Raw genomic sequence first — 13,087 nt, 5'->3', positions numbered from 1 at the left:
GTCCTCTTGCCGGCACCATCTTCATAAAATTTTGTACGAGCTATTGTTCGAACATTATTTCCATCTTACTTGTTTGAGCCATTAGCTCAGTTGGTAGAGCATCTGACTTTTAATCAGAGGGTCGAAGGTTCGAATCCTTCATGGCTCACCATTCATATGCGGGTGTGGCGGAATTGGCAGACGCACCAGACTTAGGATCTGGCGCCGCAAGGCGTGGGGGTTCAAGTCCCTTCACCCGCATCACAATGCGGAAGTAGTTCAGTGGTAGAATACAACCTTGCCAAGGTTGGGGTCGCGGGTTCGAATCCCGTCTTCCGCTCCACTTTTCGTAACGCCGGGGTGGCGGAACTGGCAGACGCACAGGACTTAAAATCCTGCGGTAGGTGACTACCGTACCGGTTCGATTCCGGTCCTCGGCACCATTTATATGCGCCCGTAGCTCAATTGGATAGAGCGTCTGACTACGGATCAGAAGGTTATGGGTTCGACTCCTTTCGGGCGCGCCATATTACGGGAAGTAGCTCAGCTTGGTAGAGCACTTGGTTTGGGACCAAGGGGTCGCAGGTTCGAATCCTGTCTTCCCGACCATGTGATTTTTTTAAAAATGGGGCCTTAGCTCAGCTGGGAGAGCGCCTGCCTTGCACGCAGGAGGTCAGCGGTTCGATCCCGCTAGGCTCCACCATATCATTATCCTATATTTTATTTGGCGGCGTAGCTCAGCTGGCTAGAGCGTACGGTTCATACCCGTGAGGTCGGGGGTTCGATCCCCTCTGCCGCTACCAAAATATAAGGACCTTTAGCTCAGCTGGTTAGAGCAGACGGCTCATAACCGTCCGGTCGTAGGTTCGAGTCCTACAAGGTCCACCATCTTCAATATGGAGGAATACCCAAGTCTGGCTGAAGGGATCGGTCTTGAAAACCGACAGGGGTGTCAAAGCCCGCGGGGGTTCGAATCCCTCTTCCTCCTCCATTTTTTATTAATAACAGCATATGAAGCATTCTTATTGTCGCGGGGTGGAGCAGTCTGGTAGCTCGTCGGGCTCATAACCCGAAGGTCGCAGGTTCAAATCCTGTCCCCGCAATCATTAGGTCCCGTGGTGTAGCGGTTAACATGCCTGCCTGTCACGCAGGAGATCGCGGGTTCGATTCCCGTCGGGACCGCCATTTTTTACTGGATTAAATAATATGTCATACATATTACCAATTGGCTCGGTAGCTCAGTCGGTAGAGCAAAGGACTGAAAATCCTTGTGTCGGCGGTTCGATTCCGTCCCGAGCCACCATTTTATATTAATTAAATAACTGTGGCGGGTGTGGCGAAGTGGTTAACGCATCGGATTGTGGTTCCGACATTCGTGGGTTCGATTCCCATCATCCGCCCCATATATCGCGGGTGTAGTTTAGTGGTAAAACCTCAGCCTTCCAAGCTGATGTCGAGGGTTCGATTCCCTCTACCCGCTCCAAATGTGGGCCTATAGCTCAGCTGGTTAGAGCGCACGCCTGATAAGCGTGAGGTCGATGGTTCGAGTCCATTTAGGCCCACCATTCCGCAGTAGCTCAGTGGTAGAGCATTCGGCTGTTAACCGAACGGTCGTAGGTTCGAGTCCTACCTGCGGAGCCATGGGGAAGTACTCAAGAGGCTGAAGAGGCGCCCCTGCTAAGGGTGTAGGTCGCGTAAGCGGCGCGAGGGTTCAAATCCCTCCTTCTCCGCCACCGGCCCATTGGTCAAGCGGTTAAGACACCGCCCTTTCACGGCGGTAACACGGGTTCGAATCCCGTATGGGTCATATTAAAAGATGTATACATTCACTGTATACATCTTTTTTTCATTTACTGTATGCTTACGTCCGGAATATAGACAGGCCAGATTCCATTTATCTTAAATGGGTGTCTGGCCTATTTTTTGCTTTTATAATAAATGCTCAGATTCCACATTTTGAAACCAAATGTAATTGTCCAGTCATTAAACACTAATGAACCTCAGATACCTAAGGCTGAGAAAACCGCCCGTGCACTGCAGAAATAGGGCTGGAGGTATACAAAGTCTATGTCTATCTCTATGCCTATTTTAGCAGCCTTTTAAGAGGGGATTTAATAGCTGTACGAGATGCAGGATAAAATGCGGAATGAATCAAAAAAATGGGCTGACTAGTATGCGCGGATTGCAATTCATAATAAAGGGGGTGACAACATAAGTCATCACCCCCTTTATTATATGGTTATTTTTCATCTACATAGCTGTCCTTCCGTTTATATGGAATGTCTCCCAGCTGAGATTCCATATTCTCATCGTCCAGTCTTTGTTCATATTTTTCTTCCCTTTTTGTGGGATACACTTTTTTATTTTTGCCCTCTATATCATTTCCTAGAAACCCTTCGTATTCCTCGGTAAAGCCGTTTGTTTCGTCTTCTTCTTTATATAAAGAATCAAAATTTTCGTTATCACCTGTAAAATCCGAAGGTGTTTCAGATGTTCCGAAGCGTGCTACTTCGCCAAAGCTGTCTTCCTTTTCATTTGCATTGCCTCTATGCCTGTTTTCAAAGCTGTCTCCTTTAGAAGGAATCAGCAGATCTTCCTCTGCAGGACGGTCTGAAGCGGTATGCTGTTCAGGTGTATGCTCTACACAATATAATGTGGAAGGCACTGCCTCTAAGCGTTCATAAGGTATTTCCGTACCGCATGTTTTACATATGCCGTATGTTCCTTCACTGATTGCGGAGAGTGCAGCATTAACTTTTTCAATTTCAGTCTCAGCATGGCTGTCCAGTGCTTTTTCCCTCTCAATTTCAAATAGCTCTGTGCCCAGATCACCAGGGTGGTTGTCATATGAAGATAGTTCTCCTACAGATTCTTTTTCGCTTTTATCTAAAACTGTTTCATGATCATTTTCAACTCTTTGTTCAAGCTGCTCTTTTAGTGTAAGCAGTTCATTTTTTAATGAGTTAATTTGCTCTTTTGTAGCCATAGATTATCCGCTCCTTAATAGTTGGTCGAACATATTTTTTTGAGTGTAAGTTTTAAATACCCGAATTTTAAGCATTGGAAACAAGGAAAGTTTTATGCAATTGATGTCATTTAATATAATGAAAACTCCCTGAGGTGCTTTATCTCTTTTTATAAGGCTCTTTTCTTATAAATAGCCTGGTTGATTGGAGCGTATGGAGCGTACATCCTGGAGCGGAAATCAGCCCTTGTTCCCTACAACAAAGTTACGAATACAGCCTTTTGCAAAAATGGGTATAACAAGGGCCTGTCTATGGCCCTCAAAGTGTACAAGAAAAATCCCCATGCATGTGCACGGGGACAGGGATTGAGTTTATAGAAAGTAGCTTATAAATAAACCGGCAGATAATAATAAGCCGAATATCGTGTTTGTTTGGGCAGTTGCTATCATGGCAGGAACCATTTCTTTAGCAATGGTTTTGCCCATGAATCCTTTAATGGCTTTAACAGCTTTAGGCACACTTAGGATGACAAGCAAAAGCCACGGTGAAACGATTCCGGCTGCACAAAGTCCGATTACCCAAAGATAAGAGAATGTGAACATAATGCCCATAAATGTGATGGATCTTTTTTGACCCATTAATATAGCAAGTGTTTTTCGTCCGTTTGCTTTATCACCATCATGATCGCGTATGTTATTGGCGAAATTAATCAGTCCGACCAATATGCCGCTTGGGATAGCGACCAGTACCGTCATTTTTGAAACGGTTCCTGTTTGGATGTAAAAGGATATTAATATGATTAAGAATCCCATGAATAACCCTGACATCAGCTCCCCAAACGGAGTGGATGATATGGGAAGCGGTCCGCCGGTGTATAAATAGCCTACTGCCATGCAGACAAGCCCTACTGCAGCAATCCACCAGGATGACACAGCGCAAATATAGATGCCTAAAAGCAAGGCAATTCCGTATAAGGCAAGGGCAAGATTCAGGATAAATTGCGGGCTCATGCCGTGGCGCACGATGCCTCCGCCGATACCGACTGATTTCTCATTATCGAGCCCTCTTTTAAAATCATAGTACTCATTAAATAAATTAGTCGCACTTTGGATAAGTAATGAGGCAATCAGCATTGCAGCGAACAGCAGTACATTAACACGTTCTGTCTGCAAGGCAAGTGCTGTGCCTATTAAGACGGGCACAAATCCAGCTGTCAATGTATGGGGACGAATTAATTCCCACCAGATCTTCCAGCTTCGCTTTTCAGGCCGGATAGCCCCGGGATTATGATGATCTTTATTTTGCATAATTTCTCTCCTAGTTTTGATTTATGAATAACCCCCGATATAAGGCGCTATAAAAAATGGCATACAGGTTAAGTGTAGGAAAACATCCTGCAGGTGTCAATGCAAACGAACAAATTTCCCGCTGATAAAGAATTTTAGTTCTGCATTTGAGGAAGAATATATTAATAAGGAATAAAGCAGTCGGAAAGGCTATGAAAAAGGTGGAATAATTGACAGGGAGACAAATTGAGGTGTATCTTTAAATAGGTTTGAAACGCTTTTAAAATGTACATTCGGGGTGATTTTTTTGGCTATCTCACAGCAGTCTGAACTTCTTTTTGGATTAACTGAGGCCTTAAAAAAGGCACAGGAAACTAACCAAAATGTGCTGTTCAGCGAAGTAAAAAAAATAGATGTTATCAACCCCCTTTCATTTTATCAAGCTGGAAGAGAACGGTATGCAGGTGAACGCTTCTTTTGGCAGGATCCTGCCAAAGAAACTGCCATTATTGGTTTAGGTAAAGCTGAAAAACTTCAGGGTGCGGCTAATGCTGCACGCTTTAAGGATATCGAGTCCAGATGGTCAGACCTGCTGAGCAATGCTGTTAAGATCGGAACAGCGGATGCTCCTGCGACTGGCCCTTTGCTGTTTGGAGGTTTTTCATTTGATTACCAGAAAAGCAGCTCTATGCTATGGGATCAATTCGGGGATCATTTACTGTATATTCCTGCCTTTATGCTGAGTATTTGTGAAGGGGAAGCCTACTTAACCGCCAATCTTATCTGTTCGCCAGAAGATAGTGCAGATCATTTTATTGATTTGATAAATGAACGGGAAAAATATATTTATGAAAGTTTGGGCCGCGGCAGCTTATCTGGCAATGAACTTCTTTCACAAACAGAGATCCAGCCGGAAGAATGGAAGAAAACAGTGGCCGAAGCTGTAGAGGAACTTAAAGAAACAGATTTGGATAAAATTGTGCTGGCCAGAGAGATGCGCCTGGTTTTTCAGGATGCGATTTTTTCTGAAGCCATACTGGAAAGGCTTATGGCAGAACAGACTGCAAGCTTTATATTCAGCTTGGAGTCGGGAAGTGACTGCTTCATAGGTGCTACTCCTGAGAGGCTGATCAAGAAAAGAAAGGGCCAGCTTTATTCAGCATGCCTTGCCGGAACAATTGCCAGAGGTAAAACAGAAGAAGAGGACGAGCTTCTAGGGGCTGAGCTTCTTTGTGATCAGAAAAATCTAATTGAACATCAATATGTTGTATCCATGATTTCTAAAGCAATAAATTCGGTATGCGACAGGGTATACATACCTGAAAAGCCTGAGCTTATGAAAATAAGGCATATCCAGCATTTGTATACGCCAGTCACAGGTGAATGCGACCCTGCTGTATCGGTTTTTTCGGTGATTGATAAGCTTCATCCGACACCGGCACTAGGCGGGCTGCCAAAGGAAAAAGCGGTCACCAGAATCAGGGAAATCGAGCTGCTCGAGCGGGGATTGTATGCTGGACCGATCGGCTGGGCTGATTCTTATGGAAATGGCGAATTTGCGGTGGGAATACGATCTGGATTAATTCAGGGAAATGAAGCGTCTCTTTTTGCAGGATGCGGAGTAGTAGAGGATTCTTCACCGGAAAGCGAATATCAGGAAACATCCATTAAATTTAACCCGATGTTAAGCGCATTAGGAGGAAACCTTCATGAATGACCGTGAAGCACTGACAGCATATGCTGCTGCTTTTGTTGATGAATTAGCACAAAATCATGTGAAACACGCTGTAGTGAGCCCGGGATCCAGATCAACACCGCTTGCAATGCTGCTTGTCGAACATCCGGATATTACCGTGCATATTAATGTCGATGAAAGATCGGCAGGCTTTTTTGCTCTGGGCCTCGCAAAAGCCCTTAATGAGCCAGTTGCAATGCTGTGCACATCAGGTACGGCGACAGCCAATTATTATCCGGCGATTATAGAAGCCTATTATTCAAGAGTTCCGCTGATTGTTTTAACAGCGGATCGTCCCCATGAGCTGCGAAGCGTGGGAGCCCCGCAGGCCATCGACCAAATCAATTTATACGGCAAGCATGTGAAATGGTTCGTAGAAATGGCTTTGCCAGAGAATACAGATCAAATGGTTAAGTACGCAAGGAATGTTTCTGCCCGCGCTATAGCCGAGGCAGCAAATGAGCCGTCTGGTCCCGTTCATTTAAACTTTCCGCTGCGTGAGCCGCTTGTACCTGATCTTTCGATGGCAAAAGAGCAATGGGAGGGCGAGGAAGAACGCGAAGCAGCCGTTATGATAGACAGCGGGGCGCTTGCACTTTCGCCAGGACAGGTGGATAGGATTGCACAGGTATTTAACGAATCAGAATCAGGGATCATCATTTGCGGTGAATTAAAGCATGAAACAACTAAGGATGCTATCCTTTCACTTGCAGGCAAACTTGGTTTTCCCGTATTTGCAGATCCGTTGTCACAGCTTAGAAGCGGGGACCATAGCAAAGAGCTGATTGTGGATACATATGATACCTTTTTGCGTTTTGGTGAAATCTCGGAAAACTGCAAGCCTGATCTTATTTTGCGGTTTGGAGCCATGCCTGTTTCAAAACCGCTTTTGCAATTTATAAAAAAACAAACAAGCGCAAGGCATATGGTTGTGGACGGCGGAGCAGGCTGGAGAGAGCCTGCGGGCATGGCTACAGATATGATTTACTGCGATGAAGTTTCCTTTTGCCATGATATGCTGCGGAGAATTGATGAAAAAGAAGACCGGAATTTTCTTGAATCCATGGTATCACTGAATGAAAAAGTCAGAAATGCGCTTTTGGCAATAGGAGATGACCATGAGCTTAATGAAGGAAAGCTGTTCTTGCTTTTAAGTGATCTCCTCCCTGAGCATTCCACTTTATTTGTCGGAAACAGCATGCCTATCCGGGACTTGGATACATTCTTTTTTAACAATTCAAAAGGAATAAGGACACTTGCAAATCGGGGTGCCAACGGAATTGACGGTGTCGTATCAACTGCTATCGGCGTAAGTACAGTATCGCAAAACACAGTTCTGGCTATAGGTGATTTAAGCTTTTTCCATGATATGAACGGGCTCCTTGCAGCTAAGCTTCAAAAACAAAACATAACAGTGCTGCTGATTAATAACGATGGAGGAGGAATCTTTTCGTTTCTCCCTCAATCCAGTGAAAAAGAAAATTTTGAAGTTTTATTCGGCACTCCGCATGGATTGGATTTCTCCCATGCTGCCCAATTATATGGAGCTAATTATGCAAAGGCTGAGAGTTGGGATCATTTTTCAACAAGTCTTACAGAATCTTTTAATATACCGGGTTTGAAAATTATCGAAGTTCCTACATTAAGGGAAACCAATGTCTTAAAGCATCGGGATTTGTGGAATTTTGTTTCCCAGGAAATAAAGAATGCCAAACTAGGGGAGAACTCTTGAGGATTTCCTGTCAGGATGTCGAATACCATGTTGAGGTAGCGGGAGAGGGAGAGCCTCTTTTGCTTCTGCATGGATTTACAGGCAATCTTGACAGCTGGAACTTTCTTATTCCCCTTCTCCGTTCAAAATGCAAGCTGATACTTGTCGACATCATTGGCCATGGAGAAACAGATTCACCTGAAGATTCCGATCGCTATGAAATAAAAAAGGCGGCAGGTGATTTAAAGGAGATTCTTGACCAGCTGAATGCAGAAAAAGTAAGTGTTCTGGGCTATTCTATGGGGGGGCGGCTTGCATTAAGTTTTGCTGCACTCTATCCGGAACGAATTAATAAGCTGATACTTGAAAGTGCGTCTCCAGGACTCAAAGAGGATACGGAAAGAACAAAAAGAGTCATGGCAGACAAGAAATTGTCTCAAATGATTTTGAATGAGGGATTAGAGCGTTTTGTGGACTATTGGGAGAACATCCCTTTGTTTACTACCCAAAAAAGCCTGCCGGAAGCTGTACAGCAGGAGATCCGGATTCAAAGGCTTTCTAATAGAGCCATTGGACTTGCAAACAGCTTGACTGGGATGGGAACAGGTGCACAGCCCTCCTGGTGGGAAAAGCTTGGCATGTTCGATTTTCCGGTATTGCTGCTGGCTGGTGAGCTTGATGAAAAATTCTGCAGAATTGCATTTTCCATGAAAAAACACATGAAACATTGCGAAGTGAAAATAATAAATGATGCAGGACATGCAATTCATGTGGAACAAGAGAAAAAGTTTGGTAAAATAATAAGTGAGTATTTATAAAGGAGGAGAAAAGTTTGGCAATCAATTGGGTTTCACAGCGTGAGTATGAAGATATTTTTTATGAAGTGTATAATGGCATTGCTAAGATTTCAATTAATCGTCCAGAGGTACATAATGCCTTCCGCCCAAAAACGGTTATGGAATTGATTGATGCTTTTTCAAGAGCACGCGACAATTCAGAAGTTGGCGTTATTATCCTGACAGGAACGGGAGGAAAGGCATTCTGTTCTGGAGGAGACCAAAAAGTCCGCGGCCATGGAGGATATGTGGGAGAGGATGAAATTCCGCGCTTGAACGTCCTTGATCTTCAGCGTCTGATCCGCGTTATTCCGAAGCCTGTTATCGCAATGGTAGCTGGTTATGCAATCGGCGGAGGACATGTCCTTCATATTGTATGTGATTTAACGATTGCAGCTGATAATGCCGTATTTGGACAAACAGGACCTAAAGTCGGAAGCTTTGATGCTGGATATGGTTCCGGTTATCTGGCACGCATCGTAGGCCACAAGAAAGCACGCGAGATTTGGTATTTATGCCGCCAATACAGCGCGCAGGAAGCCTTGGATATGGGCTTGGTGAATACGGTTGTTCCTTTAGAGCAATTAGAGGAAGAAACGGTTCAATGGTGTAAGGAAATGCTTGAGAAGAGCCCTACTGCACTTCGTTTCCTGAAAGCTGGCTTCAATGCAGATACAGACGGCCTCGCTGGAATCCAGCAATTTGCCGGTGATGCAACATTGCTTTATTACACTACAGATGAAGCAAAAGAAGGACGCGATGCATTTAAGGAAAAACGCAGCCCTGACTTTGGCCAGTTCCCTCGTTTTCCTTAATGGCGAAAACCTTAATAAATTGAAAGGCAAAACAGCTCCGCGAGTTCTTCGCCGGGCTGTTTTTCTCTAAAGGAGAGAAATACATATGTTTCCACAGGAAAAGCTGCCAAATTGGCTGAAAAAAAGAGCTGAACTGACTCCAGACAGAATAGCAATTGAATTTCAAGGTGCCCCATATACCTTTAAAGAGCTTGATACACTAGCAGCAAAAACAGCAGGAAAGCTTTCTGCTATAGGCCTTAAACCTGAAGATACATGTGCATTGATGCTTAAAAACCACATTGACAGTGCCGTTATGATTCATGCCTTGTTTTACCTGGGGGTGAAAATTGTGATGATCAATAATCGCCTGTCAGGCAGTGAAATAAGCTTTCAGATTAAAGACAGCAAAGCAGGATGGTTTATATCAGAGGAAGCATTTTCAGAAAAAAACAGTGAAGTTTTAAGCGAGGTGCAAGATGTTGTTTTTTCTGTAAAGGAAAACATACAATTGCAAAAAGCTGAAGATGTGAAGATCATTGAAGAATTCAATCAGCATGACACGGCTACTCTCATGTATACGTCTGGCACTACGGGGAATCCGAAGGGAGTCATCCAGACATTCGGAAATCATTGGTGGAGCGCTGTCGGGTCAGTATTGAATCTAGGTTTAAGGGAGGATGATTGCTGGTTCTGTGCAGTTCCTCTTTTTCATATAAGCGGACTTTCCATTTTAATGAAAAATGTCATTTATGGAATGAAAATCGTGATCACAGATAAATTTGATCCAGATGAAGCTAATCAAATGATAGAGAATAAGGGAGTTACCATCATTTCTGTTGTAACGGCCATGCTGAACAGAATGCTGCAAAGTGTCGGGGAAGGCGGATATCCCTCATCATTCAGGTGCATGCTCCTTGGCGGAGGTCCTGCACCCCTTCCAATTCTTGAGGAATGCAGGGATAAGGGAATACCTGTTTATCAAACATATGGAATGACTGAAACATCTTCTCAAATTGTCACCCTTTCTCCTGAGTACAGTTTGAAGAAAATCGGTTCTGCGGGTAAACCGCTTTTCCCATCTCAGCTCCGGATAGAAGCTGAAGGAAGGGCGGCAGCACCTAATGAAGCTGGTGAAATTGTAGTTTCGGGCCCTAATGTAACAATGGGATATTATAATCGTGAAAAGGAAACAGAAAAAAGCATCCAAAATGGCTGGCTTTATACAGGTGACATTGGGTATCTTGACGAGGAGGGTTTTCTGTATGTCCTTGACCGCCGATCTGATTTGATTATTTCAGGCGGGGAAAATATCTATCCTGCCGAAATCGAGTCGGTACTGATGAAGCATCATGATGTCTTCGAAGCTGGAGTAACCTCCATGAATCATCCTAAATGGGGCAGCGTGCCTGCCGCATTTGTTGTAAGGCATTCTGGGAAAAGGACATCAGCCGAAGAATTGCTTGCATACTGCCGGCAATACCTTGCTTCTTATAAGGTCCCCAAAAGGATTATCTTTTGTGAAGAGCTTCCGCGCAGCGGTGCTAATAAGCTTCTAAGAAGAGAGCTGAAAAAACGTCTGGAGGAAAGCGATTGAATATCCATTCTATCTCTATATACCATATTTCGGCTCCGTTAAAGGTACCCTTTCAAACGCATCTGGAAACGGTGACCGAACGTGAGGCACTCGTAATTGAAGTCCGTGACCATGAGGGGAGAACAGGGTACGGGGAAGCTGTTCCTTTTTCAAGTCCCTGGTATACAGAAGAGACTATTGTTACCTGCAGGCACATGCTGAAGGATTTTTTAGTCCCAATGGTGCTGTCATCAGCACTTAAACATCCTTCACAGCTGTCTGATTTATGGAAAGGAATCAGGAGAAACAGGATGGCAAAGTCTGGACTTGGCCAGGCGATTTGGGATTTATTTGCCAAACAGCAGGGTGTGTATATCGGCAGCCTGTTTGGAGGGACAAGAACAGAGGTGGCTGCCGGTGCGGTGATTGCTGCCAAAAAACTGGAAAGAGCATTGTCACAGATTGAAGATTATCTGGAGACAGGCTATAAGCGATATAAAATTAAGATAAGTCCTGAAAATGATCTGCACTATTTATCTGAAATCAGAAAGAGGTATCCGGATCTGACCATAATGGCAGATGCAAATTCGGCCTATCGTCTCAGCGATATAGACCGCCTTAAGCAGCTGGATCAATTTGGTTTGCAGATGATTGAGCAGCCTTTAGGTGCAGAAGACATTGTTGAGCACAGCATAATCCAAAAAGAACTGAATACGCCTATTTGCCTGGATGAAAGCATCAGCTCTTTTGAGGATGCCAAAAGTGCTGTTGCACTCGGAAGCTGTAAAATCATTTCTGTGAAAATGTCACGTGTCGGGGGCTGGACAGAAGCTGCACGTATTCATGACTTGTGCGTGAGGGAGGATATTCCCCTATGGTGCGGAGGTATGATTGAATTTGGCATTTCCAGAGCACATAATATAGCGCTTGCTTCATTGAAAGGCTTCACCATTCCTGGTGATATCTCATCTTCTTCAAAGTATTGGGAGGAAGATATTATAGATCCTGAGGTTGTGGTGAAAAATGGATGTATTGATGTGCCAAAGTCTGCCGGAATCGGTTTTTCGGTCAATGTGAAAAAGCTCGCTGAAAAAACGCTTCACAAAGAAGTATATTCAAACTAGGGACCGTATGCAGGGTCCTTTTTCTTTTGTATAGGCTCTTTTCTATTTAATTATGTGAGGCTTCCCATTGTCAAGTCAGGTTGATTGGAGCGTAAGGTGCGAGGCTCACCGGCTGCCCCGCGGAAAGCGAGCATCCTGGAGAGGAAATCAACCACCTTGTTTCTTAGCAGCAAAGTTTACGAAAACAGCCTTTGTATAAATAGGCTGCAAAATAGGCATTTGCCGATAGTCTTTTCCTGGTTATCTTTTTATAATAAACACTACGGGCACCTTCAGCGGAAATTAACAGACAAGATTAAAAAAGCCCATCACTCAAAAAGGCAGGTAGATCATATGAGTTCTGAAAATAAACCATATCTTATTGCTGAAATACTGCTATTAAGAGGATTGCCGATTAGTGTGATAAAGGAAATTACCGCCCTTGATGTGCATGAGATAAAGAGAATCAGGCAGAAATGCCGGCTTAAAAAGCGTTCAGGGCGTTTCCTTCTTATACAAAGGATTTTATAAGGTTTCTTGTTTTAGCTGAGCTGTTTTAATCGTATATATAAAAATAAAAAACAGGAAGGCTGCCCTTCCTGTTTTTTTACATTATGCAGGCTCAAAGGTTTTGCAGCCGGCATCATTACTTGTATGTGCACGTTCTTCTGAGTAGTTTACTACCATGATGCTTTCAGCTGAACAACGGTTTCCATGCTTCCAGAACCGGCAATTGTTAACTGTACATTTGACATCCTCTGCCATGATATCCACTCCTATAGTAAAAGTAACGAACATATATAGGATTTGCCATTTAAAGTTCATGATTCTTCATTTTAAATGGAAGTTTAGTTACTGCCCCGCGGTGAGCGAGCATCCTGGAGCGGAAATCAGCCACCTTGTTCCATAGCAGCAAAGTTTACGAAAAGAGCCTTTAAAAAAGAATGAAAAGCCTGAATGATTTTCATCCAAGCACATAATTTATTAACAAGGCTCTTTTCTTAAAGATTGTTTTTTTTTAATTGTTCTGTAAAGGATCCTCTTGTTAAACCAGGTTGATTGGAGTGTAAGGTGCGAGACTCCTGTGGGATTAGCGGGAAG

10 protein-coding genes and 19 tRNA genes are annotated in these 13,087 nt (G+C 43.9%); 26 read left to right on the top strand and 3 right to left on the bottom strand.

What is annotated here, in order from left to right:
• The first annotated feature begins 75 nt into the window (after positions 1-75).
• From BIV59_RS13795 to BIV59_RS13705, 19 genes are all read left to right on the top strand, one after another.
• Positions 76-151, top strand: a tRNA-Lys gene (locus BIV59_RS13795).
• Positions 152-158: 7 nt separating this feature from the next.
• Positions 159-240 (top strand) — tRNA-Leu (locus BIV59_RS13790).
• A gap of 7 nt (positions 241-247) precedes the next feature.
• Positions 248-322 (top strand) — tRNA-Gly (locus tag BIV59_RS13785).
• Positions 323-333: 11 nt separating this feature from the next.
• A tRNA-Leu gene (locus BIV59_RS13780) sits at positions 334-422 on the top strand.
• Positions 423-429: 7 nt separating this feature from the next.
• Positions 430-506 (top strand) — tRNA-Arg (locus tag BIV59_RS13775).
• A gap of 5 nt (positions 507-511) precedes the next feature.
• Positions 512-588: transfer RNA gene (locus BIV59_RS13770), tRNA-Pro, on the top strand.
• Positions 589-606: 18 nt separating this feature from the next.
• Positions 607-682 (top strand) — tRNA-Ala (locus BIV59_RS13765).
• Positions 683-705: 23 nt separating this feature from the next.
• A tRNA-Met gene (locus BIV59_RS13760) sits at positions 706-782 on the top strand.
• A gap of 8 nt (positions 783-790) precedes the next feature.
• Positions 791-867 (top strand) — tRNA-Ile (locus BIV59_RS13755).
• 10 nt (positions 868-877) lie between these two features.
• A tRNA-Ser gene (locus BIV59_RS13750) sits at positions 878-970 on the top strand.
• A 38-nt stretch (positions 971-1,008) separates the two neighbouring features.
• Positions 1,009-1,082, top strand: a tRNA-Met gene (locus BIV59_RS13745).
• Positions 1,083-1,088: 6 nt separating this feature from the next.
• Positions 1,089-1,164: transfer RNA gene (locus BIV59_RS13740), tRNA-Asp, on the top strand.
• A 42-nt stretch (positions 1,165-1,206) separates the two neighbouring features.
• Positions 1,207-1,282 (top strand) — tRNA-Phe (locus tag BIV59_RS13735).
• 24 nt (positions 1,283-1,306) lie between these two features.
• Positions 1,307-1,382: transfer RNA gene (locus BIV59_RS13730), tRNA-His, on the top strand.
• Between the two features lie 6 nt (positions 1,383-1,388).
• Positions 1,389-1,462 (top strand) — tRNA-Gly (locus BIV59_RS13725).
• Between the two features lie 5 nt (positions 1,463-1,467).
• A tRNA-Ile gene (locus BIV59_RS13720) sits at positions 1,468-1,544 on the top strand.
• 1 nt (position 1,545) lies between these two features.
• Positions 1,546-1,620, top strand: a tRNA-Asn gene (locus tag BIV59_RS13715).
• Position 1,621: 1 nt separating this feature from the next.
• Positions 1,622-1,712, top strand: a tRNA-Ser gene (locus BIV59_RS13710).
• 2 nt (positions 1,713-1,714) lie between these two features.
• Positions 1,715-1,786, top strand: a tRNA-Glu gene (locus BIV59_RS13705).
• A 432-nt stretch (positions 1,787-2,218) separates the two neighbouring features.
• Here the strand turns inward: BIV59_RS13705 and BIV59_RS13700 are convergent.
• Positions 2,219-2,965, bottom strand: a complete 747-nt coding sequence (locus BIV59_RS13700) for a TraR/DksA C4-type zinc finger protein (RefSeq protein ID WP_071352052.1) — start codon at positions 2,963-2,965, stop codon at positions 2,219-2,221.
• 351 nt (positions 2,966-3,316) lie between these two features.
• Positions 3,317-4,252: a 1,4-dihydroxy-2-naphthoate polyprenyltransferase gene (locus tag BIV59_RS13695; RefSeq protein ID WP_071352051.1), complete on the bottom strand. Its 936-nt coding sequence runs from the start codon at positions 4,250-4,252 to the stop codon at positions 3,317-3,319.
• A gap of 277 nt (positions 4,253-4,529) precedes the next feature.
• Here BIV59_RS13695 and BIV59_RS13690 point away from each other — a divergent pair, with 277 nt between their 5' ends.
• From BIV59_RS13690 to BIV59_RS23685, 7 genes are all read left to right on the top strand, one after another.
• A complete protein-coding gene (locus BIV59_RS13690; protein ID WP_346417362.1) occupies positions 4,530-5,948 on the top strand; it encodes an isochorismate synthase in 1,419 nt (472 codons plus the stop codon).
• Positions 5,941-7,698, top strand: a complete 1,758-nt coding sequence (menD, locus tag BIV59_RS13685; protein ID WP_071352049.1) for a 2-succinyl-5-enolpyruvyl-6-hydroxy-3-cyclohexene-1-carboxylic-acid synthase — start codon at positions 5,941-5,943, stop codon at positions 7,696-7,698. The genes BIV59_RS13690 and menD overlap by 8 nt, the downstream gene beginning before the upstream one ends.
• 2 nt (positions 7,699-7,700) lie before the next feature.
• The gene (gene menH, locus BIV59_RS13680; protein ID WP_481747434.1) at positions 7,701-8,495 is read left to right on the top strand and encodes a 2-succinyl-6-hydroxy-2,4-cyclohexadiene-1-carboxylate synthase; all 795 of its coding nucleotides are present in this window, start codon (positions 7,701-7,703) and stop codon (positions 8,493-8,495) included.
• Positions 8,496-8,515: 20 nt separating this feature from the next.
• Positions 8,516-9,328, top strand: a complete 813-nt coding sequence (menB, locus tag BIV59_RS13675) for a 1,4-dihydroxy-2-naphthoyl-CoA synthase (RefSeq protein WP_371261443.1) — start codon at positions 8,516-8,518, stop codon at positions 9,326-9,328.
• Between the two features lie 85 nt (positions 9,329-9,413).
• Positions 9,414-10,904 carry an o-succinylbenzoate--CoA ligase gene (locus BIV59_RS13670; protein WP_071352046.1) on the top strand — a complete coding sequence of 497 codons (1,491 nt, stop codon included), beginning with the start codon at positions 9,414-9,416 and terminating at the stop codon, positions 10,902-10,904.
• A complete protein-coding gene (menC, locus tag BIV59_RS13665; protein ID WP_071352045.1) occupies positions 10,901-12,007 on the top strand; it encodes an o-succinylbenzoate synthase in 1,107 nt (368 codons plus the stop codon). Before BIV59_RS13670 ends, menC begins: the two co-directional genes overlap by 4 nt.
• Positions 12,008-12,340: 333 nt before the next feature.
• Positions 12,341-12,517 (top strand): hypothetical protein, encoded by a 177-nt coding sequence (locus tag BIV59_RS23685; RefSeq protein WP_170846156.1) that lies wholly within the window; start codon positions 12,341-12,343, stop codon positions 12,515-12,517.
• 81 nt (positions 12,518-12,598) lie between these two features.
• Here the strand turns inward: BIV59_RS23685 and BIV59_RS13655 are convergent, their stop codons facing one another.
• Entirely contained in the window at positions 12,599-12,751 is a 153-nt protein-coding gene (locus BIV59_RS13655) for a DUF1540 domain-containing protein (protein ID WP_071352043.1), read from the bottom strand.
• Positions 12,752-13,087: the final 336 nt, after the last annotated feature.

The sequence above is a fragment of the Bacillus sp. MUM 13 genome, assembly GCF_001866725.1.
In the GTDB taxonomy this organism is placed as follows: domain Bacteria; phylum Bacillota; class Bacilli; order Bacillales; family DSM-1321; genus Peribacillus.
The sequence above is the reverse complement of the archived record's forward strand: the minus strand, read 5'-3'. Positions and strand labels throughout refer to the sequence as shown.

Bases quoted from the DNA above. Each gene is read 5' to 3' on its own strand.
- BIV59_RS13700 (WP_071352052.1), bottom strand. From the start codon at position 2,965: ATGGCTACAAAAGAGCAAATTAACTCATTAAAAAATGAACTGCTTACA.
- BIV59_RS13695 (WP_071352051.1), bottom strand. From the start codon at position 4,252: ATGCAAAATAAAGATCATCATAATCCCGGGGCTATCCGGCCTGAAAAG.
- menD (WP_071352049.1), top strand. From the start codon at position 5,941: ATGAATGACCGTGAAGCACTGACAGCATATGCTGCTGCTTTTGTTGAT.
- BIV59_RS13670 (WP_071352046.1), top strand. From the start codon at position 9,414: ATGTTTCCACAGGAAAAGCTGCCAAATTGGCTGAAAAAAAGAGCTGAA.
- BIV59_RS23685 (WP_170846156.1), top strand. From the start codon at position 12,341: ATGAGTTCTGAAAATAAACCATATCTTATTGCTGAAATACTGCTATTA.
- BIV59_RS13655 (WP_071352043.1), bottom strand. From the start codon at position 12,751: ATGGCAGAGGATGTCAAATGTACAGTTAACAATTGCCGGTTCTGGAAG.